This window comes from Thalassovita mangrovi (assembly GCF_009857745.1).
Classification (GTDB): domain Bacteria; phylum Pseudomonadota; class Alphaproteobacteria; order Rhodobacterales; family Rhodobacteraceae; genus Thalassobius; species Thalassobius mangrovi.
Genome location: NZ_WWEN01000001.1, coordinates 327,988 through 353,323 on the forward strand (window position 1 = coordinate 327,988; position 25,336 = coordinate 353,323).

General features: G+C 64.2%; 26 protein-coding genes. 15 read left to right on the forward strand and 11 right to left on the reverse strand.

What is annotated here, in order from left to right; all coding sequences use genetic code 11:
- Nucleotides 1-88: 88 nt before the first annotated feature.
- Nucleotides 89-946 (reverse strand): peptide chain release factor N(5)-glutamine methyltransferase, encoded by an 858-nt coding sequence (gene prmC / locus GR167_RS01595; RefSeq protein WP_370741216.1) that lies wholly within the window; start codon nt 944-946, stop codon nt 89-91.
- Nucleotides 943-1,992: a peptide chain release factor 1 gene (prfA, locus tag GR167_RS01600; RefSeq protein WP_160971684.1), complete on the reverse strand. Its 1,050-nt coding sequence runs from the start codon at nt 1,990-1,992 to the stop codon at nt 943-945. The genes prmC and prfA overlap by 4 nt, the downstream gene beginning before the upstream one ends.
- A gap of 62 nt (nt 1,993-2,054) precedes the next feature.
- Between prfA and GR167_RS01605 the strand changes: the two genes are divergently transcribed.
- Nucleotides 2,055-2,339: a hypothetical protein gene (locus tag GR167_RS01605; RefSeq protein ID WP_160971685.1), complete on the forward strand. Its 285-nt coding sequence runs from the start codon at nt 2,055-2,057 to the stop codon at nt 2,337-2,339.
- Here GR167_RS01605 and GR167_RS01610 read toward each other — a convergent pair.
- The 3 genes from GR167_RS01610 to GR167_RS01620 form a co-directional block, all read right to left on the reverse strand.
- Entirely contained in the window at nt 2,277-2,681 is a 405-nt protein-coding gene (locus GR167_RS01610) for a DUF1499 domain-containing protein (protein WP_370741217.1), read from the reverse strand. The two genes, GR167_RS01605 and GR167_RS01610, sit on opposite strands and share 63 nt — an antisense overlap.
- A gap of 70 nt (nt 2,682-2,751) precedes the next feature.
- Nucleotides 2,752-3,711 (reverse strand): agmatinase, encoded by a 960-nt coding sequence (gene speB / locus GR167_RS01615; RefSeq protein WP_160971686.1) that lies wholly within the window; start codon nt 3,709-3,711, stop codon nt 2,752-2,754.
- A gap of 75 nt (nt 3,712-3,786) precedes the next feature.
- On the reverse strand, nt 3,787-4,953 hold the full coding sequence (locus GR167_RS01620; RefSeq protein WP_160971687.1) for a M20 aminoacylase family protein: 1,167 nt from the start codon (nt 4,951-4,953) through the stop codon (nt 3,787-3,789).
- 64 nt (nt 4,954-5,017) lie between these two features.
- Here GR167_RS01620 and mazG point away from each other — a divergent pair, with 64 nt between their 5' ends.
- From mazG to GR167_RS01650, 6 genes are all read left to right on the forward strand, one after another.
- Nucleotides 5,018-5,863 (forward strand): nucleoside triphosphate pyrophosphohydrolase, encoded by an 846-nt coding sequence (mazG, locus tag GR167_RS01625; RefSeq protein WP_160971688.1) that lies wholly within the window; start codon nt 5,018-5,020, stop codon nt 5,861-5,863.
- 81 nt (nt 5,864-5,944) lie between these two features.
- Nucleotides 5,945-6,958, forward strand: a complete 1,014-nt coding sequence (locus GR167_RS01630; protein WP_160971689.1) for a Fe(3+) ABC transporter substrate-binding protein — start codon at nt 5,945-5,947, stop codon at nt 6,956-6,958.
- Nucleotides 6,959-7,157: 199 nt separating this feature from the next.
- Complete coding sequence (locus tag GR167_RS01635; RefSeq protein ID WP_160971690.1) at nt 7,158-8,099, forward strand: nucleoside hydrolase; 942 nt, start codon at nt 7,158-7,160, stop codon at nt 8,097-8,099.
- Nucleotides 8,096-9,100: a restriction endonuclease gene (locus GR167_RS01640; RefSeq protein WP_212769791.1), complete on the forward strand. Its 1,005-nt coding sequence runs from the start codon at nt 8,096-8,098 to the stop codon at nt 9,098-9,100. The genes GR167_RS01635 and GR167_RS01640 overlap by 4 nt, the downstream gene beginning before the upstream one ends.
- Nucleotides 9,097-9,543, forward strand: coding sequence for a GNAT family N-acetyltransferase (locus GR167_RS01645; RefSeq protein WP_160971691.1), 447 nt, complete (start codon nt 9,097-9,099; stop codon nt 9,541-9,543). The genes GR167_RS01640 and GR167_RS01645 overlap by 4 nt, the downstream gene beginning before the upstream one ends.
- A gap of 181 nt (nt 9,544-9,724) precedes the next feature.
- Nucleotides 9,725-11,143 (forward strand): protein adenylyltransferase SelO, encoded by a 1,419-nt coding sequence (locus GR167_RS01650; RefSeq protein WP_160971692.1) that lies wholly within the window; start codon nt 9,725-9,727, stop codon nt 11,141-11,143.
- A gap of 5 nt (nt 11,144-11,148) precedes the next feature.
- Here the strand turns inward: GR167_RS01650 and GR167_RS01655 are convergent, their stop codons facing one another.
- Both GR167_RS01655 and GR167_RS01660 read right to left on the reverse strand, forming a co-directional pair.
- Nucleotides 11,149-12,030 carry a DMT family transporter gene (locus GR167_RS01655; protein ID WP_160971693.1) on the reverse strand — a complete coding sequence of 294 codons (882 nt, stop codon included), beginning with the start codon at nt 12,028-12,030 and terminating at the stop codon, nt 11,149-11,151.
- A 45-nt stretch (nt 12,031-12,075) separates the two neighbouring features.
- Entirely contained in the window at nt 12,076-12,711 is a 636-nt protein-coding gene (locus tag GR167_RS01660) for a DUF2238 domain-containing protein (RefSeq protein ID WP_160971694.1), read from the reverse strand.
- Between the two features lie 38 nt (nt 12,712-12,749).
- On the opposite strand from GR167_RS01660, the gene GR167_RS01665 reads away from it, so the two are divergent.
- The 6 genes from GR167_RS01665 to eno all read left to right on the forward strand — a co-directional run bounded on the left by GR167_RS01665 (nt 12,750) and on the right by eno (nt 18,580).
- Complete coding sequence (locus GR167_RS01665) at nt 12,750-13,448, forward strand: endonuclease/exonuclease/phosphatase family protein (protein WP_160971695.1); 699 nt, start codon at nt 12,750-12,752, stop codon at nt 13,446-13,448.
- A gap of 81 nt (nt 13,449-13,529) precedes the next feature.
- Nucleotides 13,530-14,789, forward strand: coding sequence for a cation:proton antiporter (locus GR167_RS01670; protein ID WP_160971696.1), 1,260 nt, complete (start codon nt 13,530-13,532; stop codon nt 14,787-14,789).
- A gap of 5 nt (nt 14,790-14,794) precedes the next feature.
- A complete protein-coding gene (locus tag GR167_RS01675; protein ID WP_160971697.1) occupies nt 14,795-15,643 on the forward strand; it encodes a PhzF family phenazine biosynthesis protein in 849 nt (282 codons plus the stop codon).
- Between the two features lie 112 nt (nt 15,644-15,755).
- Entirely contained in the window at nt 15,756-16,169 is a 414-nt protein-coding gene (locus GR167_RS01680; protein ID WP_160971698.1) for a Fur family transcriptional regulator, read from the forward strand.
- 130 nt (nt 16,170-16,299) lie between these two features.
- Nucleotides 16,300-17,196 carry a DMT family transporter gene (locus GR167_RS01685; protein ID WP_160971699.1) on the forward strand — a complete coding sequence of 299 codons (897 nt, stop codon included), beginning with the start codon at nt 16,300-16,302 and terminating at the stop codon, nt 17,194-17,196.
- 109 nt (nt 17,197-17,305) lie between these two features.
- A complete protein-coding gene (eno, locus tag GR167_RS01690) occupies nt 17,306-18,580 on the forward strand; it encodes a phosphopyruvate hydratase (protein ID WP_160971700.1) in 1,275 nt (424 codons plus the stop codon).
- A 236-nt stretch (nt 18,581-18,816) separates the two neighbouring features.
- Here eno and GR167_RS01695 read toward each other — a convergent pair whose 3' ends face one another.
- A complete protein-coding gene (locus tag GR167_RS01695) occupies nt 18,817-19,896 on the reverse strand; it encodes an NAD(P)/FAD-dependent oxidoreductase (RefSeq protein WP_160971701.1) in 1,080 nt (359 codons plus the stop codon).
- A 46-nt stretch (nt 19,897-19,942) separates the two neighbouring features.
- Between GR167_RS01695 and GR167_RS01700 the strand changes: the two genes are divergently transcribed.
- Complete coding sequence (locus GR167_RS01700) at nt 19,943-20,368, forward strand: cupin domain-containing protein (protein ID WP_160971702.1); 426 nt, start codon at nt 19,943-19,945, stop codon at nt 20,366-20,368.
- Nucleotides 20,369-20,381: 13 nt separating this feature from the next.
- Here the strand turns inward: GR167_RS01700 and pgi are convergent, their stop codons facing one another.
- Genes pgi through zwf form a run of 3 tightly spaced genes read right to left on the reverse strand, consistent with a single transcriptional unit; the run spans nt 20,382 to nt 24,105 of the window.
- Nucleotides 20,382-21,983 (reverse strand): glucose-6-phosphate isomerase, encoded by a 1,602-nt coding sequence (gene pgi, locus GR167_RS01705; protein ID WP_160971703.1) that lies wholly within the window; start codon nt 21,981-21,983, stop codon nt 20,382-20,384.
- Nucleotides 21,983-22,654, reverse strand: a complete 672-nt coding sequence (pgl, locus tag GR167_RS01710) for a 6-phosphogluconolactonase (protein WP_160971704.1) — start codon at nt 22,652-22,654, stop codon at nt 21,983-21,985. The genes pgi and pgl overlap by 1 nt, the downstream gene beginning before the upstream one ends.
- The gene (zwf, locus tag GR167_RS01715) at nt 22,651-24,105 is read right to left on the reverse strand and encodes a glucose-6-phosphate dehydrogenase (RefSeq protein ID WP_160971705.1); all 1,455 of its coding nucleotides are present in this window, start codon (nt 24,103-24,105) and stop codon (nt 22,651-22,653) included. The genes pgl and zwf overlap by 4 nt, the downstream gene beginning before the upstream one ends.
- Before the next feature lie 245 nt (nt 24,106-24,350).
- On the opposite strand from zwf, the gene GR167_RS01720 reads away from it, so the two are divergent.
- The gene (locus GR167_RS01720; RefSeq protein ID WP_160971706.1) at nt 24,351-25,304 is read left to right on the forward strand and encodes a radical SAM protein; all 954 of its coding nucleotides are present in this window, start codon (nt 24,351-24,353) and stop codon (nt 25,302-25,304) included.
- Nucleotides 25,305-25,336: the final 32 nt, after the last annotated feature.

Here is a 25,336-nt window from a genome sequence, read left to right on the forward strand (position 1 = left end):
CGACAATCCCTAGGTAATCGCAAGTGCCTGCGGACGCAAGGGGATTCAGGGTAAAAATCCGCCCTTTCAGGCGGCAGTCGGCAAAATCTCAACCCGCTGTTGCAAGAACGACGCGATCGCGCCCGTCCAGATCGGCGCGGATTTCCACGTCGTGAAATCCCGCATCGCGAAAAATCGCCGCCACGTCCGGCCCCTGTTTCCAGCCGATTTCGACCAGGATGCGGCCGCCCTCGGTCAGGTGATCCGCGGCCCCGGCGGCGATGATCCGATAGGGATCGAGCCCGTCGCCCCCCGGCGTCAGCGCCATGCGCGGGTCGTGGTTCAGAACTTCGGGCGACAGGTCGCGCATTTCCGCTTCGGAAATATAGGGCGGGTTGGACACGATCATGTCGAAACGCCCCTTGATGGCTGCGAACCAGTCCGACAGGATCAGCTCGGCGCGGTTAGCCACGCCCAGGCTTTCGGCATTGCGCGCGGCAACCGCCAGCGCCTTGTCGCTCAGATCGGCGCCCACGCCGGTGGCCTGCGGCCATTCGCTGAGCAAGCTGAGCAGGATGCAGCCGCTGCCGGTGCCCAGGTCGAGGATGCGTTTCGGCGCCACCCCTTCCAGCGCCGCCGCGATCAAGGTTTCGGTATCGGGGCGCGGGTCCAGCACGTCGGCGCTGACCTCGAACCGGTGGTTCCAGAAGTCGCGGTAGCCAAGGATCTTCGACACCGGTTCCCCCATCGCACGCCGATCCAGGTAACCGCGATAACGCTCCATCATCGCGTCCGAGAAATCCGCCAGCCCGAGCGAAATCAGCCCCGCCTGATCCACCCCAGCCGCATGGGCCAGCAGCAGCCGCGCCTCGCGCGCGGGATTGTCCTTGTCGGCCAGCCTGTCCTGCCCCTCCGACAAAGCGATGGACAGCGCCTGACCGGGGGTTTGCGCCTTTATCGCGCTCACCCTTCCATCTCCGCCAGCAGTTCGGCCTGATGGTGCGCGATCAGCGCGTCGATCACCTCGTCCAGGTCGCCCTGCATCACCTGATCGAGCTTGTACAAAGTCAGGTTGATGCGGTGATCGGTCATCCGGCCTTGCGGGAAATTATAGGTGCGGATGCGTTCCGACCGGTCGCCGCCGCCGACCTGCGATTTCCTGTCCGCCGCGCGTTCGCTGTCGATACGCTGGCGTTCCATGTCATAGAGACGCGTCTTCAGCACCTGCATCGCGATGGCGCGGTTCTGGTGCTGCGATTTTTCCGAAGAGGTCACCACGATGCCGGTTGGAATATGGGTGATCCGCACCGCCGAATCCGTGGTGTTCACGTGCTGGCCGCCCGCGCCGGAACTGCGCATCGTGTCGATGCGCAGATCGTTGGCATCGATCTGGATATCGACGTCCTCGGCCTCGGGCAGCACCGCCACGGTCGCGGCCGAGGTATGGATGCGCCCACCCGATTCCGTTTCCGGCACCCGCTGCACCCGGTGCACGCCGCTTTCATATTTCAGCCGGGCAAAGACGCCCTCGCCCTTCACATGGGCGGTGACTTCCTTGATCCCGCCCAGTTCGGTTTCGGCCAGGTCGACGATCTGGAACGACCAGCCCCGCGCCTCGGCATAGCGCTGATACATGCGCAGAAGGTCACCGGCGAACAGCGCAGCCTCGTCGCCGCCGGTGCCGGGGCGGATTTCGATCATCGCCGGACGCGCATCGGCGGCGTCCTTGGGCAGCAGCGCCAGTTGCAGCGCCTTTTCCGCCTCGGGCAGCTGCGCCTTGAGGCCCGGCAATTCCTCCTCGGCCAGCGCCTTCATCTCCGGATCGGTCAGCATCGCCTCGGCCTCGTCCAGGTCTGACAGCAACTGCTTATAAGATCTCACCTGCTCCACCACCGGGCGCAGTTCGGCATATTCGCGGCCAAGGGCCGCGATATCGCCGGTGCCTTCGGCCATCTGCGCCTCGATGAATTCAAAACGGCTGGTGATCTGGTGTAGTCGGTCGAGAGATATCATGCCCCTGCTCTTTCCCATTCGCGCAATTTGGTCAAGAGGCGCGGCTGTGATAGGGTGGAATTATGGTTAAACTACTTGTCTTTCTGCTGCTCGCCACGCCCGCGCTGGCCGATCAGAATATCGGCGGCAAGGTGGTGGATTGCTATTGCACCGACACGTCGGGCGGGCGGGTGGAGCTGGGCGAAACCGTCTGCCTGCAGGTGGACGGGCGGATGTTCATGGCGCAGTGCCAGATGTCGCTGAACGTGCCGATGTGGCGGGAGGTGTCCGAAGGCTGCCTCAGCTCATCGCTGCGCCAGAGCGTCGATCCAAGCCTGCACCCGCTTGCCGTTGACCCCAAGGTCTGAACGGCCGAAGCGCGCCCTTGCGTAGAGTGCGATTTGGCCGTCGCGCCGTTCTACGGTGGTGAAATCCGGAAAGCCCCAGAAAGCGGTGCGGGTGACATAGGTGATCCGCCCTTCGGCCACCGACCCGGCCAGAACCTTGGTGCGCGGCCAGCTCGAGGCGATTTTGTGCAGTTGCGCGAAATCCTCCGCCGAGCCGGGCAGCACCCGGATGACGCCGTTTTCGAAACTCTTGTCCTGATCGCCGCGCACCGGCTGATGCCAGCGCGCCGGATCGTTGGGCGACAGCCGGACATAGGCCATCGCCGCCAATAGCAACAGGATGATAACCGACAGCGTTTTCACCGCCCTGCCCCTTTCACCGTTTCCTTAGTGCCCATGCACATAGATGACCGGCCCCGGGGCCACGGCAAGCTTAACGCCGCGTCCAGCCCCAGAGGCAGATCAGTTCCATCGCCACATGGGCGCCCGCGACCGCGGTGGCGCCAGTGGTGTCATAGGGCGGCGACACCTCGACGATATCGCCGCCTTTCAGGTTGATCCCTGCCAGGTCACGCAGGATGATCGCCGCCTGGGCCGAGGTCAGACCGCCCCAGACCGGCGTGCCGGTGCCCGGCGCGAAGGCCGGGTCCAGCGCGTCGATATCGAAGGTCAGATAGGTCGGCGCGTCGCCGACGATGGCGCGCACCTTGCGGGCGATCTCGGACGGCGCGCTTTCATGCACCTCGCGCGCGTCGATCACGTTCATGCCAAGGTAGTCGTCGCATTCGGTGCGGATACCGATCTGGACCGAGCGTTTCGGATCAACCAGCCCCAGTTTCACCGCCTTGTACATGAAGGTGCCGTGGTCGATCCGCTGGTAATCGTCATCGGCCCAGAGATCGGAATGCGCGTCGAACTGGATCACGCTCATCGGCCCGTATTTTTCGGCATAGGCCTTGAGGATCGGTAAAGCGATGTAGTGATCGCCGCCCAGAGTCACCGTGCCGACATCCGCATCCAGCAGGGTGCGGTAGTGGCTTTCCAGCGTTTCGGGGAATTCCGAGGTCTTGGCGTAATCGAACGCCAGATCGCCGTAATCAACGATGGAAAACGTGCCCAGCGGATCGTAGCCCCAGCCATAGGGCGGATCGTAGGGCTGCAGGGTGCTCGCCTCGCGGATCGCGCGCGGGCCGAAACGGGTGCCGGGGCGGTTGGTCACCGCCTGATCGAAGGGCACGCCGGTGATGGCAAGGTCCACCCCGGTAAGATCCTTGGTATAGCGCCGGCGCAGGAAGGAGGTCGCGCCGGCAAAGGCGTTTTCATAGCTCAGCCCGCGCGTGTCCTCGCGGGTGAAGGCGTGGTCGATCTGCCGTTTTGCATCTTCAAGCGCCATGGGGCTGCTCCCTTCCGAATAATTTGATCAAATCATAAAGCAGAGCTCGCCCCGCCGGTCAACGCCCCTCGCCCGTCACTTGCCGACCGGCAGCGCGGTTTCCACCAGCCGAGCGAAGAAGGATGCCCCCACCGGCGCGATATCGTCGTTGAAATCGAATCCCGGCTGGTGCAGCCCCGCGCCTTCGCCCGCGCCGATATAGAGATAGGCGCCGGGCCGGGCCTGCAGCATGTAGGAAAAATCCTCTGCCCCCATGTCGCGGGTGCCGTCGGCGATCACGTTGTTTTCGCCCGCTACCTCACGCGCCACACCGGCGGCGAAGGCGGCCTTGGCCGGGTTATTCACCGTGGCGGGATACCAGACCTCGTAATTCAGCTCCGCCTCGACGCCATAGGCCGGGCCCATCCCGTCGACGATTTCCTGCATCCGCTTAATCACCAGCTTCTGCACCTCAGGGTCGAAGGTGCGCACGGTGCCGTTGATATAGGCGGTTTCGGGAATGACGTTTTCCGCCGAACCGGTATGGATCTGGGTGACCGAGATCACCAGATCGTCCAGCGCGTAATGGTTGCGGCTGGAAATCGTCTGGATCGCCTGCACGATGCCCACCGCCGCCACCACCGGGTCGCGGGTTTCATGCGGCAGCGCGCCATGGCCGCCGACGCCCTTGACGTTGATGTGGAACGTATCGACCGCCGCCATGATCGGGCCGGGCGTGGTATAGAACCCGCCCTCGGTGAAGCCCGGCAGGTTGTGCAGGGCGTAAACCTCCTCGATGCCGAACCGGTCCATGATGCCTTCCTCGACCATAACGCCGCCGCCGCCGCCGTCCTCCTCGGCCGGTTGGAAAATCAGCGCCACGGTGCCGGTGAAATTGCGCGTCTCGGCCAGGTACTTGGCCGCGCCAAGCAGCATGGTGGTATGGCCGTCATGACCGCAGGCATGCATGATGCCGGGCTTCACCGAGGCATACTCGGCACCGGTTTCTTCCCGGATCGGCAGCGCGTCCATATCGGCGCGCAGCCCGACCACGCCGCCCTCGCCCTGCCCCTTGATCAGCGCCACGATGCCGGTTTTCGCGATGCCGGTATGGATCTCGTCCACGCCGAATTCGCGCAGCTTTTCCTCGACGAAAGCCGCCGTTTCAAAGCAATCGAACTGCAATTCGGGATGCTGGTGCAGGTGCCGCCGCCAGGCGGTCATTTCCCCGGCGAACCCGGCGATGCGATTGATCACGGCCATGTACTGGACTCCTGCTTTCTGAACGGTCAGGGTCGCACCAAACCGCAAAACGAAAGAAGCCGCAATGCCCGATGACACGCTGATCCACGATCCCAACGGGGGAATGCCGCGATTGCTGGAAATCATGCGCCGGCTGCGCGATCCGCAATCCGGATGCCCCTGGGATATCGAACAGGATTTCAGCACCATCGCGCCGTATACGATTGAGGAAGCCTATGAGGTCGCCGACGCGATCGAGCGCGAAGCCTGGGACGAATTGAAGGGCGAACTGGGAGACCTGCTGTTCCAATCGGTGTTTCATGCCCAGATGGCCGAAGAGGCCGGGATGTTCAGCTTCGACGACGTCGCCAACACGATGTCGGACAAGATGGTAACGCGCCACCCGCATGTGTTCGGCGACGAGAGCCGCGATAAATCCGCCGAACAGCAGACGGTGGATTGGGAAAAGATCAAGGCGGCGGAACGCGCCGGCAAGGAACAGAAAGGCACGCTGGACGGCGTCGCTGTAGGCTTGCCGGCGCTGCTGCGCGCGGTGAAGCTGCAAAAACGCGCCGCGAGGGTGGGATTTGATTGGCCCCATGCCGATCACGTCATCGACAAGATCAAGGAAGAGGCCGAGGAACTGGTCGAGGCCCGCGATGAACTGACCCAGACCGAGGTCGAAGAGGAATTCGGCGATCTGCTGTTCGTCATGGCCAACCTGGCGCGGCATCTGGGGGTTGAGCCCGAAGCCGCCCTGCGCGCCGCCAACACCAAGTTCATCCGCCGTTTCGAGGGGATCGAGGCCAAACTGGCCGAGATGGGAAAAACGCCCGCACAATCGAACCTGGAGGAAATGGACGCGCTTTGGGACGCAGTGAAAGAGGAACAGCGCGCTGGGATTAAAAACGCCGGGGTCACAAAAAGCTGATCGTTTTAATCGGGCATTGACCTGACTGAAAGACTCGGCTTTAAACGCGGCGAAACGAGTGCTGTCTATCGGAGGTCACGCATGTTCACGGAACTCAAATCTCTCGCCTTTGCCGCGCTGGGCGTCGCCCTGGCGGCACCGGCCGTCGCCGAAGAGGTCAATCTCTATTCCTATCGCCAGCCCGAACTGCTGAAACCGCTGACCGACGCGTTCGAGGCGGAAACCGGCATCGACGTGAACGTGGCCTATCTTGCCAAGGGCATGGTCGAACGCCTGACCGCCGAAGGCAAACGTTCGCCCGCCGACCTGGTGCTGACGGTCGATATCTCGCGCCTGGCCGCGGTGGTCGAAGCCGGGCTGACCCAGCCGGTGCACAGCGACATCCTGTCGGCCAACGTGCCCGCCGCCTATCACGATCCCGACGGCCAGTGGTGGGGGCTGACCACCCGCGCCCGCGTCCTCTATGCCAGCAAGGACCGGGTGAAACCGGGCGAAGTCACCACCTACGAAGACCTGGCCGATCCCAAGTGGAAGGGCCGCATCTGCACCCGTTCCGGGACGCATGCCTATAACGTCGCGCTGACCGCCGCCGTCGTCCACCACCTGGGCGAAGACGGCGCCAAGGAATGGCTGAAAGGGCTGAAGGCCAACCTGGCGCGCAAGCCGCAGGGCAACGATCGCGCGCAGGTCAAGGCGATCTGGGCCGGCGAATGCGACATCGCCATCGGCAACACCTATTACATGGGTGAAATGCTGGAAGACCCGGAACAGAAGGAATGGGCCGAAAGCGTCAACATCGTCTTCCCCGTCTTCGAGGGCGGCGGCGCGCATGTGAACATTTCCGGCGTGGCGATGACCAAGAACGCGCCGAACCGCGAAAACGCGCTGAAGCTGATGGAATTCCTGTCTTCCTCGGAAGCGCAGCAGATCTATGCCGAGGCCAACCACGAATACCCGATCGCGCCGGGCACCGAGCCGGGCGAGCTGGTCAAAAGCTGGGGCAGCTTCACCGCCGACGACGTCAACCTGATGGAACTGGCGCGGCTGCGCCCGACCGCCCTGCGGATCATCGAAGAGGTCGATTTCGACGGCTGATCGTCAAGTGCGATTGAACCGGATCGGGGCGGTGCCGCAGGGTGCCGCCCTTTTTCGTGGCCGGGTGCGGGCGGCGGCGTTGCGCAGGTGAGTATTTGGGCCAAGAAGAAACCGGCGGGTTTACGCCACGGACCGGCAAGCGCGCCGCTAGACTTTGGTGGCCGAAGCTGAAAGGGTCGCGGCAAAACAGGAGAGGCGCATGGAAAAGCACAGGATCATCATCGACACCGACCCAGGCCAGGACGACGCGGTGGCCATCCTGCTGGCGCTGGCCAGCCCGGAGGAGATCGAGGTTCTGGGCATCACCGCGGTGGCGGGCAACGTGCCGCTGGAGCTGACCGCGCTGAACGCGCGCAAGGTCTGCGAACTGGCCGGGCGGCCCGATGTGAAGGTTTACGCGGGCTGCGACCGGCCGCTGGGCCGCGACTTGGTGACCGCCGAACATGTGCATGGCAAGACCGGGCTGGACGGGCCGGTTCTGCCCGACCCAGAAATGCCGCTGCAGGACGGCCACGCGGTGGATTTCATCATCGACACGCTGCGCGCCGAACCGGCCGGTTCGGTGACGCTGTGCCCGCTGGGGCCGCTGACCAATATCGCCATGGCGTTCGAAAAGGCCCCCGACATCATGACCCGCGTGCGCGAGATCGTGCTGATGGGCGGCGCCTATTTCGAGGTGGGCAACATCACCCCGGCCGCCGAATTCAACATCTATGTCGATCCGCAGGCGGCCAAGATCGTGTTCGGGTCGGGAGTGGAAATCACCGTGATGCCTCTGGACGTGACCCACAAGGCGCTGGTCACCAAGCCGCGCAACGATGCCTTCCGCGCCATCGGCAACCGAGCGGGCGAAGCGGTGGCCCAGATGACCGATTTCTTCGAACGCTACGACAAGGAAAAATACGGGTCAAAGGGCGCGCCTTTGCACGATCCCTGCGTCACCGCCTACCTGATCCGGCCCGAGCTGTTCACCGGCCGCCATATCAACGTGGAAATCGAAACCGCCTCGGAGCTGACCTTGGGCATGACCGTCGCCGATTGGTGGCGGGTGTCGGGGCGCGAACCGAACGCGACCTTCATGGGCGATCTGGATGCCGACGGGTTCTTCGGATTGCTGACCGAAAGGCTGGCCCGGCTATGACGATGTGGATGGTTCGCGCGGAACGTAAGGGCGTACTCTACGACACGTTCCAAGAAATGAATTTGGTCGCCATCGGATGGTCTGTCGCGGGTGACTTTACACAAAATCCTGAGAGTCATGCGATCCTGGCGGCGCTCCACAAAGCCTATCCCGATGCGTCAGAACAAACCAATCGAGTCGCAGCCGGTCAGATCGCCCGTTTCATTTCAGAAATAGAAATCGGTGATCATGTCATCACATACGATTCAAACAGGCGTGTATACGCTGTTGGCCTCATCAAAGGTCCTGCCGTCTTTGACGAGACGAAAGTGTCTCTTGGCGGCGAAACATACGCCTATATCCGGTTCGTGGAATGGCTCGGCGAAGTCGATCGTGATGCCCTCAGCCAATCGGCGCGTTACTCGCTTGGCTCTCTATTGACGTTTTTCCAGATAAAACCGTTCGTCGAAGAAGAAATCTTTGCTGCATTAGAGGGCCGTAAAGAACCGAGCCGCGCAGAAGACGAAGAGGTTCAAAACATCGAAACAGTTTCTGAAGGGGATATTGCTGAGCGAAGCATCGAGCTGATCTCAGACATGGTGGCGCGGCTGGGACCCGATGAAATGGAACATTTCGTCGCTGGTCTACTGAGAGCGATGGGTTATCACACCAAGGTTTCCGCACCTGGCCCAGATCGTGGTGAAGATATCCGGGCAACACCAGATCCTCTTGGGCTAGAGGATCCCCGAATAGTGGTGGAAGTTAAGCACCGAAAGGGGGCTATTGGCGCTCCACAGCTAAGAAGTTTTCTGGGCGGTCGCCATCCTGCGGATAAAGGACTCTATGTTTCGACCGGGGGATTTTCGAAAGATGCAAGATATGAAGCAGCCCGCGCCAGCATTCCTTTACAACTTCTCACTCTAGAAGATTTGGTTGAGCTTGTGATCGAACACTACGAGAAAATGGATATTGAGGCGCGTGCAATGGTCCCGCTCAAACAAATATATTGGCCGCTCGCATGACCGCGCTGCACCTGGCCGGACCCGACGACCTGGACCGCCTGCTGCCGCTGGTGCGGGCCTTTCACGAAGAACACGGCATCGCGCGCAGCGACGACGACCGGATCGCCGGGCTGCAGCCGATCGTCGAGGGATCGCCGCATGGCGTCGCCTATCTGATCGGGCCGCAGCGGGCGCCGATCGGCTATATCGTGATCAGCTTCGGCTGGTCGCTGGAATTCGGCGGCATGGACGGGTTCGTCGACGAGATCTACCTGCGCCCCTCGATCCGCGGGCGCGGCATCGGGTCGGAGGTGCTGACCGCGCTGCCCAAGGCGCTGGCCGGGGCCGGGCTGAAGGCGCTGCATCTGGAAGTGAAACGCGACGACGAAAAGACCCGGCGGTTCTATTCCCGGCTGCGCTTCGCGGAGCGCGAAGATTACATGCTGATGACGCTGGAATTCTGAGGCACAGCGCGCGCGATCTTGCCCGCAAGCACAGGAAATCAGGCAAGATTGCCGCGATGCGGCGCTAAAAGCCGCATCCCTGCGCAACCTGCAATGGATTTTCGCAAATTTCGCCGCGTCACGGCGACAATCTTCGACCCGACCCATTGGGAAAATGGCATTCAACGCATATGTTTAAGCCATGAACCTGCATATCCCTTTCGATAACAGCTATATCACGCTGCCGCCGCGTTTCTTCACCCGGCATTTGCCCGAACCGGTCGACCGGCCGGACCTGGTGAAGTTCAACCACGCGCTGGCCACGGAACTTGGGATCACGCCGGGAAGCGCGCTGGAAATGGCCGAGGTGTTTTCCGGCAACGCGATGCCCGAGGGCGCGGTGCCGTTGGCGCAAGTCTATGCCGGGCACCAGTTCGGCGGCTTCTCGCCTCAGCTGGGCGACGGCCGCGCGGTGCTGCTGGGCGAGGTGGTGGATCAAAACGGCATCCGCCGCGATATTCAGCTCAAGGGTTCGGGGCGCACGCCCTATTCGCGGCGCGGCGACGGGCGCGCCTGGCTGGGCCCGGTGCTGCGCGAATACGTGCTGAGCGAGGCGATGCATGCGCTTGGCGTGCCGACCACGCGGGCGCTGGCGATGGTGACCACCGGCGAACCGGTGTTCCGCGAAACCGCCCGGCCCGGCGCGGTGCTGACCCGGGTGGCAGACAGCCATATCCGGGTGGGCACGTTCCAGTATTTCGCCGCGCGCGGCGATGTCGAGGCGCTGCAGGCGCTGTTCACCTATGCCCGCGACCGCCATTATCCGCAGGCCGAAACCCCGCTGGATTTCCTGCGCGCGGTGATCGACCGGCAGGTGAAGCTGGTGGTGCAATGGCTGTCGATCGGCTTCATCCACGGGGTGATGAACACCGACAACACCTCGGTGTCCGGCGAAACCATCGATTACGGGCCGGCGGCCTTCATGGATGTCTATCACCCGGTCACGGTCTATAGCTCGATCGATCACGGCGGCCGCTATGCCTATGACAACCAGGCCAATATCATCGCCTGGAACATGGCGCAGCTGGCCTCATCGCTGGTGCCGCTGATGCCCGACAGCGACGCGGCGATCCGCGATTTCACCGTTGCCGTCAACGCGATGCCGGGGCTGATCCGGGCCGAATGGGCCGCGGCCTTCGGGCGAAAGATCGGGCTGGCGCAGGCCGGTGAGGACGACATGGACCTGATCGGCGAATTGCTGACCGGGATGGCGGAAAACAAGGCCGATTTCACCAACACGTTCCGGGCGCTGATCCAGGGCGGCGGGCGCGATCAGTTCCTCGATCCGGTGGTGTTCGACACCTGGGCGACCAAGTGGCGCGAACGGCTGCAGGACGAGGACGATCCCGAAGCGGTGATGCGAAGCGCCAACCCCGCCTTCATCCCGCGCAATCACCGGGTGGAACAGATGATCCAGGCGGCGCTGGCGGGCGATTACGCGCCGTTCGAACGGCTGCTGACCGTGCTGTCGCGCCCCTATGAGGATCAGCCCGAGGCCAAGGACCTGACCCACCCGCCGCTCGACAGCGAGGTGGTGGAGCAGACCTTCTGCGGCACTTAAGGCCCCTACCGGCCGCGCCGGTTGATCAGCACGATCCCCACCGCCACCAGCAGCAGCGCCGCGAAGACCTGCGGCCCGATCTCTTCGCCCAGCACCGCCCAGCCCAGCAACACGCTGATCACCGGCGACAGGAAGCTGAAGCTGGCCACGCCCGAGGCCGGGTAGATCTTCAGCAGGAAGAACCAGGCCAGGAACCCGAAACTCGCCACCGCGACGATCTGATAGGACAGCCCGACCAGGTGCCAGATAGACGGATCGCGCAGCAGCGGGCCGAACAGCGGCGAAAGCGCCAGCAGGATCACCGCCGAGACCGCCAATTGCCACCACAGCTGCATTTCCGGCACCTGGTCCGAAATCCGCGTCAGCCGCGCGGTCAGCGCGATGCCGCCCCAACCACAGGCCGCCCCGATTGCCGCCAGGTCGCCCAGCAGGCTCGCCTGTCCGCCGTTGCGGTCCAGCAGCACCAGCGCGATCCCCGCCATCGCCGCCAGCAGCCCCAGCCCGCGCATCGGCGTCAGCCGTTCGCCGGGCAGCAGGAAATGCGCCGCCAGCGACAGCAGCACCGGCATTGAATAGAACAGGATCGAAGCGCGCCCCACCGTGGTGTGATCCAGCGCCCAGAACAGGCAGGTGAATTCGAATCCGAACAGCGCGCCCAGCAGAATGCCCGAAGCCCAGTATTGCCGCGGCAGCCGGACCGGAATGCCCCGCGCCGCCATCCACAGCGTCAGCACGATCAGCGCCCCGACCGACCGGATACCGGCCATGAACACGGGCTGAAACCCGCCGTTCCCAAGCTTCACCACCACCTGGTTGAAGGCCAATACGGTGGCGAATGCGATCAGCATCAGCGCGCCGATCGCGTCTATCGAAGTCTTGCGTTCCATGGCGCCAAGTGATGCGAGAGCGCAGGCCGCGTCAAGATGCGGAATTTATTTTCGCCGCCCCCGGAAAAGATGCGGATTGTGGCGCACGAATTCGTCGATCACGGCGGTCAGCCCGCCATATTGCTTCGACTTGAGATAGAACCACCCGGCCCCGGCCCCGACCAGCGCGCCAATCACATCGACGATCAGGTCGCCCATCGTGTCCAGCAGCCCCGATTTCTGCATATTGAGACCAAACAGGCTGTCCATCGTGAATTCGAAGATTTCCCAGAATGCCCCCACGGCCAGCGCGAAACAGAAGGTAAACAATGCGACGGCATAGGGCGGTGCGGCGTATTTGTCGCCCTGGAACATCATGAAGATCAGCACGAACCCGATCAACCCGACACCCACCGCGCCGCTCCCGTGCATGGCGATGTCCCACCACCAGAACCGGTCATAGAAATCATAGGCCTCGCCCAGGATCAGCGCCGCGCCAGTGAACAGCACCGCCGCGGCGATGAAGCTGGGCGGAATCACCACATTCGCCCAGCGGGACAGGAACAGCGGCGACATCGACAGGAAAAGCGTCGCCAGCGCCAGGAAGCCCGGGTATAACCGCCCGGTGACCAAAGCCGCCGCCGCGAAGATGAACAGCAGCCCCCAGATGATCCGCGCCAGCCATGTCTGTTCGTTAAACACCCCGTGACTTCCCTTTCGAAACCTGTTTCCTTCTGACCATGACCTTAATCACTTGCCGTATTGCAAGCTATAACCTGCAAAAATGCGTCGGGCTGGACCTGCGACGGCGGCCTGACCGGTCGCTGCAGGTGATCGAAGCCCTGCAAGCACAGGTAGTCGTTCTGCAGGAAGCCGACAAGCGGCTGCCGCCGCGCCCGGCCGCCCTGCCCCATGACATGGTCGAAGATCACGGCTGGACCATCGTGCCCTTCGGCCAGCCGGGCGGGTCGCTTGGATGGCACGGCAACGCGATGCTGGTGCGGCCGGGCGTGGGCATCCGCAAGACCGCCCATGTCGAATTGCCCGGGCTGGAACCGCGCGGCGCAATCTGTGCCGAACTGGACACCGGGATTGGCCCGATCCGGGTGATCGGCGCGCATCTGGGGCTGGTGCGGCGTTACCGGCTGCTGCAGGTCGCCGCCATCGTGCGGCATCTGCGCGAAATGCCCGACATGCCCACCGTGCTGGCCGGGGATTTCAACGAATGGGGATCGGTCATGCCGCTGGACACGGTGGCGCAAGGGCTGCGCTTCATCCATGCCAGGCTGAGCTATCCCGCCCCCCGCCCGGTCGCCGCGCTGGACCGCATCGCCCTGTCCGATCATCTGCGCTTCACCCGCACCGGCGTGCACAAGGCGCAACCCGCGCGGGTCGCCTCGGACCACCTGCCGGTCTGGGCCGATCTGGCGCTGGCCTGACCCGGCCTGATCATTGAAAAGCTTTGGAATTCCGCCCGCTTGTGCTAGCCGGAAAACACCCTCATCTGAAACGAGTATCCCATGACCCTTTTGCAGATCACCTCGCTTCTGATCGTCCTGGCCGGTGCCTTCGGGGCGATCAATTACCTGTTTCTGAAGCTGCCCGCCGCCATCGGCATCCTGGTGGTGTCGTTGCTGGCTTCGCTCGGGGTGCTGGGGCTGGACCTGGTGCTGCCCGATCTGAACATGGCCGATACCGCGCGGCGGCTGATCCTGGGCATCGATTTTTCCGACGCCCTGCTGGAAGGGATGCTGGGCCTGCTGCTGTTCGCCGGGGCGCTGCATGTGAAACTGTCGGACCTGCGCGAACAATGGACGGTCGTGGTGCTGATGGCGACGCTGGGCGTGGGGCTGTCCACCGCCGTGGTGGGCTTCGGCTTCAGCTGGATCACCGGGATGCCGCTGATGGTGGCGCTGGTCTTCGGCGCGCTGATTTCGCCGACCGATCCGGTGGCCGTCATGGGGGTGCTGCGCCAGGCCAGCCTGCGCAAGTCGCTGGAAACCAAGATCGCGGGTGAATCGCTGTTCAATGACGGGGTCGGTTACGTTGTCTTCCTGGTGCTGGTCGCCTTGGCCTTCCCGGCCGGGGGCGGTCATGGCGGCGACCATGAAACCACCGCAATGAGCACGATCACCCTTTTCGTGCAGGAAGCCTTCGGCGGCGCGATCCTCGGTATCGTGCTGGGCTGGCTGACCTTCCGGGTGATGCGGCTGATCGACGATTATTCGCTCGAGGTGCTGATCACGCTGGGCTTGGCCTTCGGCGGTTACGAACTGGCGGTCTGGATGCACGTGTCGGCGCCGATCATGGCGGTCTGCGCCGGGCTCTTGATCGGCGATATCGGTGCCAAGTACGGCATGTCCGAGGAAACCCGCCGTTACGTAGATGCGTTCTGGAAACTGATCGATGAAATCCTCAACGCCGTGCTGTTCCTGCTGATCGGGTTCGAGGTCTTCGCGGTCACCCTGGACCTGCATTTCATGACCGCCGCGATTGCCGCCATCGTGCTGGCGCTGATCGCGCGGTTGGCCGCCGTCGCCATTCCGATCGCGATCCTGCGCCCGTTCCGCGGTTTCGGCCCCGGGGTGATCCCGATCATGACCTGGGGCGGGCTGAAGGGCGGGATTTCGGTGGCCTTGGCGCTGTCGCTGCCCGACAGCGAATGGAAATCGCTGATCCTGGCCGCGACCTATACGGTGGTTATCTTCTCCATCATCATCCAGGGTCTGACCGTGGGGCGCGTCGCAAACCGGTTCGGCCGCGAACCTGATCTGGTGTGATCGTCATGACCCGATACCTGACCCTCGACGTGTTCACCGAAACGCCCTTCGGCGGCAACCAGCTGGCCGTCATTCCCGATGCCACCGGCCTGCCCGAGGATGCGCTGCAAAAGATCACCCGCGAATTCAACTACTCGGAAACCACCTTCGTCTACCCGCCCGCGGACCCGGCACATACCGCCCGCGTGCGCATCTTCACCCCGACGATGGAGGTGCCCTTTGCCGGGCACCCCACCATCGGCACCGCCGTGGCGCTGGCGATGGCGGGGCACGGGCCGGACATGGTGCTGGAACTGGGCGTCGGGCCGCTGGCCTGTCACGCGGCGGACGGCGCCGCGCGCTTCACCACTCAGGCCAAGCTCGACATCATGGGCCATCCCGACCCCGCGCTGATCGCCAGGGCGCTTGGCCTGCCGAAGGACCGGATATCGCTGCAAACCCACGCCCCGGTGATGGCGACGCTGGGCCTGCCCTTCGTGCTGAGCGAACTGACCGACCGCGCGGCGCTGGCCGATATCACCACCGATATCGGCGCCTTCCGCGAAGGGGCGCGGCTGCATCCCGCGGCGCTGGATTTCCCGCAATTCGCCTATGTCCGCGACGGCGACGTGATCCATGCAAGGATGTTCGCGCCGCTCGACAATATCCCCGAAGACCCCGCCACCGGCAGCGCCGCCGCGACGCTGGCGGCCTTCCTGGCGCAGCGCGAAGGCCGCGACCTGACCCTGCGGCTGCATCAGGGCGACGACATGGGCCGGCCCAGCGTGATCGGCCTGCAAACCCAGGGCGAGGCTGTCACCGTGTCGGGACACGCCGTACGGGTGATGGAGGGCCAGCTGCACCTGCCCGGCTAAACCGGTTGCGGCGCTTCACAAACCCCGCTATCAGGCCGCTCCGCCGCAAAGCGGGGTGGATCAGGCCCCGCACAATCGGTATGAAAAGTTACGGAAATCCCCGGGGGGCGTCATGTCAGACACGATCATAGAGCGTTGCGAAGCCATGGGGCTGCGGATGACCGATCAGCGCCGGACGATTGCCGCCGTGCTGCAGGATTCGACCGACCACCCGGATGTCGACGAACTTTATGCCCGCGCCAGCGCCCGTGATCCCCGCATTTCCATCGCCACCGTCTACCGCACGGTGAAGCTGTTCGATGAGGCCGGCATCCTTGAAAAGCACGAATTCGGCGACGGCCGCGCGCGCTATGAGGACGCCGAACGCGATCACCACGACCACCTGATCGACATGCATTCCGGCGAGGTGATCGAATTCTGCGATCCCGAGATCGAGAAGCTGCAGGAAAAGATCGCCGAGAAGCTGGGCTATCGGCTCAAGGGCCACCGGCTGGAACTCTACGGTGTGCCGGTCCGCAAGGACTGAGCGTCCGCCGTTCCATCACAGCCGCTGATCGAAACCCCAACGGCTTTTGATGCGGCCCGGCGCGCCTGCGCTTGCATCCCGCCCGGATATGGGATTTGCCTGAACGGTCAAAGCCTTTCGGAACCGCGCCATGAACAATGTCAAAGCCAACCTGCTTTTCATCCTGTCGATGGCGCTGTTCGCGGTGCAGGACCTGTTCATCAAGCAGGTGACCGTCACGGTGCCGACCAGCGAGCTGATCTTCTTCCTCGGCGTCGGCGCCACGATTGTGTTCGGGCTGGTCGCGCTGCGGTCGGGCGAAACGCTGTTCCCGCCGCTGCGCGACAATCGCATCTTGTACCTGCGCACCGTCAGCGAAGGGTTCTGCGCCATCTTCGTGATCGTGTCCTTGTCGGCGGTGGCGCTGGCGACCTTTGCCACCATGTTCCAGGCGGTGCCGCTGGTGGTGACGATGGGCGCGGCGTTGTTCCTGCGCGAACAGGTCGGATGGCGGCGCTGGCTGGCGATCCTGATCGGGTTCGGCGGCGTGTTGCTGATCGTCCGCCCAGGGTCGAGCGGGTTCGACAGCGGCACGCTTCTGGTGCTGGGCGCGGTGCTGTCGATTTCGCTGCGCGACGTGATTTCGCGCCGCCTGCCCGCCAACGTGCCGACCAGCGTGGTGTCATTCCAGGGCTTCGTCGCGGTAATCTTTGCCGGGCCGATCCTGGGACTGATCCTGGGCCATCAGCCGGTGATCCCGACAGTCGTCGAAGCCCTGCTGATCGGCGCGGTCATCCTGCTGGGGGTCGTGGCCTATGCGGCGATGGTGGTGGCGATGCGGATCGGCGAAGTGTCGGCGCTGGCGCCGTTCCGCTATAGCCGGATGGTATTCTCGATGGGGCTTGGCATCGTCTTTTTGGCCGAACGCCCCGACCTGCTGACCTATGCCGGGGCGGCGCTGATCATCGCGACCGGGCTCTATTCCTATCTGCGCGAACGCAACCTGGCCCGAAAATTCGCGCCGCAAGCCGGGATCGACCCCGCCTAGGGCACTATTTCCGCCAGCGTTATCGCAAACGTGCGTCCTGCCCCTTTTCACCCCGCGCAAGGGGCCTTACAAGCGCGCTCAAACGGTCCTATCACAAGGGAAATGCCCCATGAGCACCATCATCGACATTCACGCCCGCGAAATCCTCGACAGCCGCGGCAACCCGACCGTCGAGGTCGACGTGATCCTGGAAGACGGCACCATGGGCCGCGCCGCCGTGCCCTCGGGCGCCTCGACCGGCGCGCATGAGGCGGTGGAAAAGCGCGATGGCGACAAGTCGCGTTATCTGGGCAAAGGCGTGTTGGAAGCGGTCGCCGCAGTGAATGGCGAGATCGCCGAGGAACTGGTCGGCATGGACGTGACCGAACAGGTCGCCATCGACCGCGCGATGATCGAACTGGACGGCACCCCGAACAAGGGCCGGCTGGGCGCCAACGCCATCCTGGGCGTGTCGCTGGCCTGCGCCAAGGCAGCCGCCGATTTCACCGCGCAGCCGCTGTACCGCTATGTCGGCGGCACCTCGGCCCGCATCCTGCCGGTGCCGATGATGAACATCATCAACGGCGGCGAACATGCCGACAACCCGATCGACATCCAGGAATTCATGATCATGCCGGTGTCGGCCGCGAACGTGAAAGAAGCGATCCGGATGGGCGCGGAAGTGTTCCACACGCTGAAAAAGGAACTGTCGGCGGCCGGTTACAACACCGGGATCGGTGACGAGGGCGGTTTCGCCCCGGCGCTGGAATCGACCCGCGTGGCGCTCGACTTCGTGCTGAAGGCAATCGAGAAAGCCGGCTACAAGGCGGGCGAAGACATCTATCTGGCGCTCGACTGCGCCTCGACCGAATATTACGAGAACGGCAAGTACGAGATGAAGGGCGAAGGCAAATCGCTCACCTCGGAAGAAAACGCCGAATACCTGGCGAAGCTGTGCAACGACTACCCGATCATCTCGATCGAGGACGGCATGGCCGAGGATGACTGGGCCGGCTGGAAACTGCTGACCGACAAGATCGGCGACAAGGTGCAGTTGGTGGGCGACGACCTGTTCGTGACCAACCCGGCGCGCTTGGCCGACGGCATCAAGCAGGGCGTCGCCAACTCGATGCTGGTCAAGGTGAACCAGATCGGGTCGCTGACCGAAACCCTGCAGGCGGTCGATATGGCGCACCGCGCGCGTTACACCAACGTGATGAGCCACCGGTCTGGCGAAACCGAAGACGCCACCATCGCCGATCTGGCCGTGGCGACCAACTGCGGTCAGATCAAGACCGGGTCGCTGTCGCGTTCGGACCGTCTGGCCAAGTACAACCAGCTGATCCGGATCGAGGAACTGCTGGGCGAAACCGCCGAATACGCGGGCCGGTCGATCCTGAAATAAGGGTCCTTCGGAGAGATTGGAAAGGCGGTCCCGCGGGGCCGCCTTTTTTCTTTGGCCCTTAGAAACAGAGGGCCTCGCCCGACCGCGGGGTGGGCGCACAGACGGTTTTGACTGATACTTTATGGTGCCGCCACTTCCTTCGTTCAAAGGTCGCGCGAACGATCAAGAAGCGCCCGCCCTGAGGGGCGGTCGGGCGCTGCCCGGGCGGCGCGAGCGCCGCTGTTCCGGGCTGGGTACTACCCTGCCTGAAACCGCCCCGGCCGATACCTTTTCAGCATCGGCGCGCTGACATCGTCCAGCAATTCCTGCGCCACGATTTCGCCGATGATCGCGGCCAACGTCGCGCCGCTATGCATCACCGCCAAATACAGCCCCTTGGGTCCCGCGCGCCCGACCGCCGGCAACCCGTCGCCGGGCACCGGGCGCATCGCCAAAACAACCTGCTCCCAATCCGCCGCCAGCTTGGGCAGCAGTCGCTTGAGCCGCGCCGCCGCCTCATCCGCCATCCCGGCCACATCCGTCACCGCCTCGGTCGTGTCGCCCTGATGCGCGGCCGAGGTCGGCACGATCAGCCGGCCTTCTTCGTCCTGGCGCAGCTCCAGATCCGGCGTCACCACCACCTGCGACACGATCGGCGGCAACGGCGCGGTGTGCATCAACGCGCCAGGGCGCGACAGCATCGGCAGCTCGACCCCGAGCGGCGCCAGCAATCCGGGGCTGCCGGTGCCCGCCGCCACGATCACCCGGTCGGCCGCGATATCGCCCTGAGCGGTGCGCAACCCGGTCACCCGGCTGCCCGACACCGTGATCCCGTCGACCGCCACGCCGGACATCACCCGCGCGCCCTGCTCGCGCGCTGCCGCCAGCAGTTGCGTCACCACCGCGCCGGTTTCGGCCACGCCTTCGGACGGGAACGCCAGCGCCTCCTCCGGCAACCCGGCGAAATCGGGCAGCCGCCGCGCCAGATCGGCCCCGCTCAGCCGTTCGACCGGATAGCCCAGGTCGCGCAACTCCCGCCGCATCCGGTCCAGCCCTTCGCCCTGTTCTTCCCACCACAGGCAGCCGGGCCAGCGCAGCCGCAGCCCCGGCAGGCCGGACTTCAGCCGCCGCCACGCCTCCATCCCCGCCAGGCGCAGCCGGTAATGATCCTCGTCGGCGAAGAACGACGCGTTGAGCCAGCCGAAACTGCGCCCCGAGGCCGCCTGCCCCGGCAGCCCCGCTTCGATCACCGTGACCGCGGCCCCGCGCCGGGCCAGCTGATGGGCGATCGACGCCCCGATCAGCCCGGCCCCGACGATTGCGATACGCTGCGCCATTCGCTACTCCTGTCCTTGTCTTCAATCAGCAGGCTAGCCGCAACGCATGGACGCGCAAGAGATAATCGAGAAACTGCAATTGCAGCCGCATCCCGAGGGCGGGCATTACCGGCAGACCTGGGTGGAGGAACGCAGCGACGGCGCGCGCGCCGCCGGGACCTGTATCTATTTCCTGCTGAAGGCGGGCGAGCGCAGCCATTGGCACCGGGTCGATGCGGTTGAGATCTGGCATTACTACGCCGGGGCGCCGCTGATCCTGTCGCTGGCCGCGACCGAGGCCGGACCGGCAAGAGATCATGTTCTGGGTCCCGACCTTGCGAGCGGTCAGGCGCCGCAACTGATCGTTCCGGAACAACATTGGCAGGCGGCGCGGACGACCGGCGATTTCACCCTGGTCGGCTGCACCGTGTCGCCGGGGTTCCGTTTCGAAGGGTTCGAACTGGCCGCGCCGGGCTTCGACATTCCGAAATAGCCGCCGAAGCGGATCAGTAGGACCGGATCACGTCGATCAGCGCGCGGGTCGATCCGTCATTGTCGGTGGCGGATTTTTCACCCTCCAGCACCGGCCGCAGCGCCAGCGCCAGTTCCTTGCCCAGCTCGACCCCCCATTGATCGAAGGAATTGATCCCGAGGATCACACCCTCGACGAACACCCGGTGTTCGTACAGCGCCACGATCTGCCCCAGCACGTAAGGGGTCAGCCGGTCATAGATCAGCGTGGTCGAGGGCCGGTTGCCCGGGAACACCCGGTGCCGCGCCTGGCGGTCCAGTTCCGCGCCCTCGAACCCCTTGTCGGTCATCCGGCGGCAGGCTTCTTCGATCGTGCGGCCCTTCATCAGCGCCTTGGACTGGGCCAGGCAATTGGACACCAGCAGCCGGTGCTGATGATCCAGCTCGGGTTCGTGGCCGCGTGCACCGACCATGAATTCGCAGGGCACGATATCGGTGCCCTGATGGATCAGCTGGTAAAAGGCGTGCTGCCCATTGGTGCCCGGTTCGCCCCAGACGATGGGCCCGGATTTACAGGTCAAAGCGGTGCCATCCATCGCCACGCGCTTGCCGTTGCTTTCCATTTCCAGCTGCTGCAGATAGGCGGGCAGCCGTTCCAGCCGCTGCTCATAGGGCAGCACCGCGCGGGTCGGGTATCCCATCCCCTGATGATGCCAGACGCCGACCAGCGCCAGCAGCACCGGCAGGTTGTCGGCAAAGGGCGCCTGGCGGAAATGGGCATCCATCGCCGCCCCGCCGGACAGGAATTCGCCGAACCGTTCCGGCCCGATGGCGATCATCAGGCTCAGCCCGATCGGCCCCCACATCGAATAGCGGCCGCCGACCCAGTCCTCGAAGCCGAACACCCGGTCGGGCGCGATGCCGAATTCGGTGGTCTTGTCCTCTGCCGTCGACAGCGCCGCGAATTGCGCGCCGGGGTCCGTCACCACCTTCGCCATCCAAGCGCGCGCGGTTTCGGCATTGGTCATGGTTTCGATCGTGGTGAAGGATTTCGACGCCACGATCACCAGCGTTGTTTCCGGGTTCAGCCCGGCCAGAACATCGGCGATCTGCGCGCCATCGACATTCGACACGAAATGCACCCGCGGCCCGTCGTGATAGGGCGCCAGCGCTTTCACCCCCATCACCGGGCCCAGGTCGGACCCGCCGATGCCGATATTGATCACGTCGGTGATCGCACCGCCCTGCCCGGTGAACCGGCCCGAACGCACCGCGTCGGCGAACCCGGCCATGCGGGCGCGGGTGTCGATCACCTCGGCCATCACGTCCTGGCCGTCCACCTCGATCACCGCACCTTCGGGCGCGCGCAGCGCGGTGTGCAGCACCGCCCGGTCTTCGGTTTCGTTGATCCGCGCGCCGGTGAACATCGCCTCGCGCCGCGACGCCACCCCGGCGCCTTCGGCCAGCGCCAGCAAAGCATTCAGCGCTTCATCGTCGATATTGGTCTTGCTGAAATCGAAATACATCCCGTCGAAGCGGCGGGAAAACCGCGACGCCCGGTCGGGATCGTCGAACAACGACAGGATGCGCCGGTTTTTCGCGCGGTCGGCCAGGTCAGCAAGGTCCGTCAAATTCATCAATTCGCCCAATGTACGGTCGCATCCCCCAGCAAGGCTTTCACCGGGGCCTCCTCGGGCGGCAAATCCGCCGCGCGCAGGACCGCTTCTTTCTTATCTTCGCCTGTAATCACAATATGAAGGTTGATCGCTTCTTTCAAAACTCGTGCGCTCAAAGTGATGCGCTGCTCCTCCAGCCCCTCGGCGCGCATCGGTAGCAGAAGCGGCGCATGCGGGTCCAGCGCTAACCGAAGGTTGTCGCCGCGCGGGAACAAGGACGCGGTATGCATGTCGCCGCCCATGCCCAGCAGAGCCACCGAAATCGGCAGGCAGGGGCGCAATTGTTCTTCCAGCGCCGGGATCGCTTCTTCGGGGTGGTCCTTGGGCAGGTAGAGCGGCAGCAGGTGCGCCGCCGCCGCGCGGCCGGTCAGCAAACGCTCGCGCAGCAGCCCCGTGTTGGAGCGCGGATGATCCGCCGGAACCCAGCGTTCATCGCTGAGCAGGATATCGACCCGGTCCCAATCCAGTTCCACATCGCACAGGTGATCGAACACCGCCCCCGGCGTGGTGCCGCCCGGCACCACCAGCGTGGCCCGGTCCTGGTGATTGAGGATCGCGTTCAGCTCCCCGGCCAGCTGGTTGGCCAGATCGATGGCAAGCATGTCGCGGTCGGCATATTCGATCAGCTTCATGACCGCACCTCGCGCCAGCGGCGGCCGTCGCGGTGCATCAGCGCCAAAGCGTCCACCGGGCCGGAACTGCCGGTATCGTAGGGCAGCGGCTTGTCGCGGCGCTCTTCCCAGCCGGCAATGATCGGGTCGGTCCAGGCCCAGGCCGCTTCGACCTCGTCGCCGCGCATGAACAGGGTCTGGTTGCCGCGCACCACGTCCATGATCAGCCGCTCATAGGCATCGGGGACGTATTCGGCCTCCGGCCCCAAGGCTTCGGTAAAGGTCATGTCGAGCGGCACATCGACCAGCCGCATCCCCCCCGGCCCCGGTTCCTTGATCGTCACGTCCAGGTCGATGCCCTCGTTCGGCTGCAACCGGATGGTCAGGATATTGCGGTGCCGCCCCGCTTCTTCGTCGAAGATCGAATGCGGCGTTTCCTTGAACACCACGGCGATTTCGCTTGAACGCGCGCGCATCCGCTTGCCGGTGCGCAGGTAGAACGGCGTGCCCGCCCATCGCCAGTTGCTCAGATGCAGTTTCAGCGCGATGAAGCTTTCGGTGGTCGAATGCGGATCCCCGACATCGGCGAGATACCCGGCGCGGTCGCCCTCGGCGCTGTACTGGCCGCGCACGATATTGTCGGGATCGACCGGGTCGAGCGCGCGGATCACCTTGAGCTTCTCGTCGCGCACCGCGTCGGGTTCGAACCGCGACGGCGGTTCCATCGCGATCAGGCACAACAGCTGCATCAGGTGATTCTGCACCATGTCGCGCATCGCCCCGGCGCGGTCGTAATAATCGCCCCGGCCCTGCACGCCGACGGTTTCGGAAACGGTGATCTGGATGTGATCGACATACTGGCTGTTCCACAGCGGTTCGAACAGCATGTTGCCGAACCGGATCGCCATCAGGTTCTGCACCGTTTCCTTGCCCAGGTAATGATCGATCCGGTAAATCTGATGTTCGTCGAAGTGATCGGCCAGCGACCGGTTCAGCGCCTTCGACGTTTCCAAATCGCGGCCGAAGGGTTTTTCCACCACGATCCGGGTGTTCATGTCGGCCATGCCATAGGTGTGCAGCCGCTCGGCCAGCGGCCCGAACAGGCTGGGCCCGACCGAGAAATAGAACACCCGCACCCGGTCCGCCTGCATCTTGGTGGCCAGTTCGGACCAGCCGCCATCGCCAAGCGCGTCGAGCGTGACGTAGAACAGGATCGACAGGAAGCCCTGCAGATCCTCGTCGCTGTATTGGAAGTTGCCGTTGAATTCCTCGACCGCCTCGGTGACGAAGGCGCGGAATTCCGCATCATTCATTTCCGAGCGGGCGGCGCCGATGACCTGCGCGCCCTCGGGCATCTGTCCGGCGCAATAGCGGCGGAACAATGCGGGCAGGATTTTCCGCCGGGCCAGATCGCCGGTCCCGCCAAAGACCACCAGGTCGAAGGCATCCACCGGAATGATTCTCGAAACCATAGGTTTATCCTCAATTCTGCCCGGGCCGGACATCCGTTCCAGGCCCCGCCGCCCCCGTCCTTTTAACGCAGAAATCCGCGCAAACCAGACAAATGACGCGGCAGGCGGCGGCAATGGCAACGGACCCTTGTGCCAAAGCCTAACAGCCCGTCGCTCATTCACAATGGTGTCAGCGACAAAACCCGCACTTCCAACGGTTTGACAGTCGCGATAGCGTCTTGCGCAGGCAAAAAGGCAGGCAAAACATGAAAGATTCGTCCCACGCCCCCGCCAATCAGGGGAAATTCACCGATCCCGCCGTGACGGCGGACGGCAGCGCGCGGGCGACGGTGGCGCTGAGCAAGCCCGAAACGCTGTGGTTCAACACCGGCACCCTGTGCAACATCACCTGCGCCAATTGCTATATCGAAAGTTCGCCCAGCAACGACGCGCTGGTCTACCTGACTTCTGCCGACATCGCGCCCTATCTCGATCAGCTGGAAGAGCGGCAATGGAAGGTGCGCGAGATCGGCTTCACCGGCGGCGAGCCGTTCATGAACCCGCAGATGATCGACATGGCGCGCGCGGCGCTGGAGCGCGGCTACGAGGTGCTGATCCTGACCAACGCGATGCTGCCGATGATGCGCCCGAAGGTTCGGGCGGGTCTGACCGCGCTGAACGCGGAATTTCCGGGTCAAATGACCCTTCGGGTGTCGATGGATCACTGGGACCGCACCCGCCACGACGCCGAACGCGGCGCGGGCAGCTTCGACAAGACACTGAAGGGCATGGATTTCCTGCGCGACGAAGGCATTCCGATGGCGGTGGCGGGCCGGGCGCTGTGGCATGAAAGCGATGCCGGCGCGCGCGAGGGATACCGGGCGCTTTTTGAACAACGCGGCTATCCGATCGACGCGTCGAACCCGGGTCAATGCGTGCTGTTCCCGGAAATGGACCTGAGCGCGGAAGTGCCGGAAATCACCACCGCCTGCTGGGGCATCCTGGACAAAGCGCCCGACAGCGTGATGTGCGCCTCATCCCGCATGGTGGTGAAACGCAAGGGGGCCGACAGGCCCGTGGTGCTGGCCTGTACCCTGCTGGCCTATGACAAGCAGTTCGAGTTGGGCGAGACGCTGGAACAGGCCGAACGCGACGTGGCGCTGAACCATCCCCATTGCGCCAAGTTCTGTGTCCTGGGCGGGGCGAGCTGTTCGGTCTGATGCGCCTGTGGCCGGCGGGTTGAGGGGGCGCT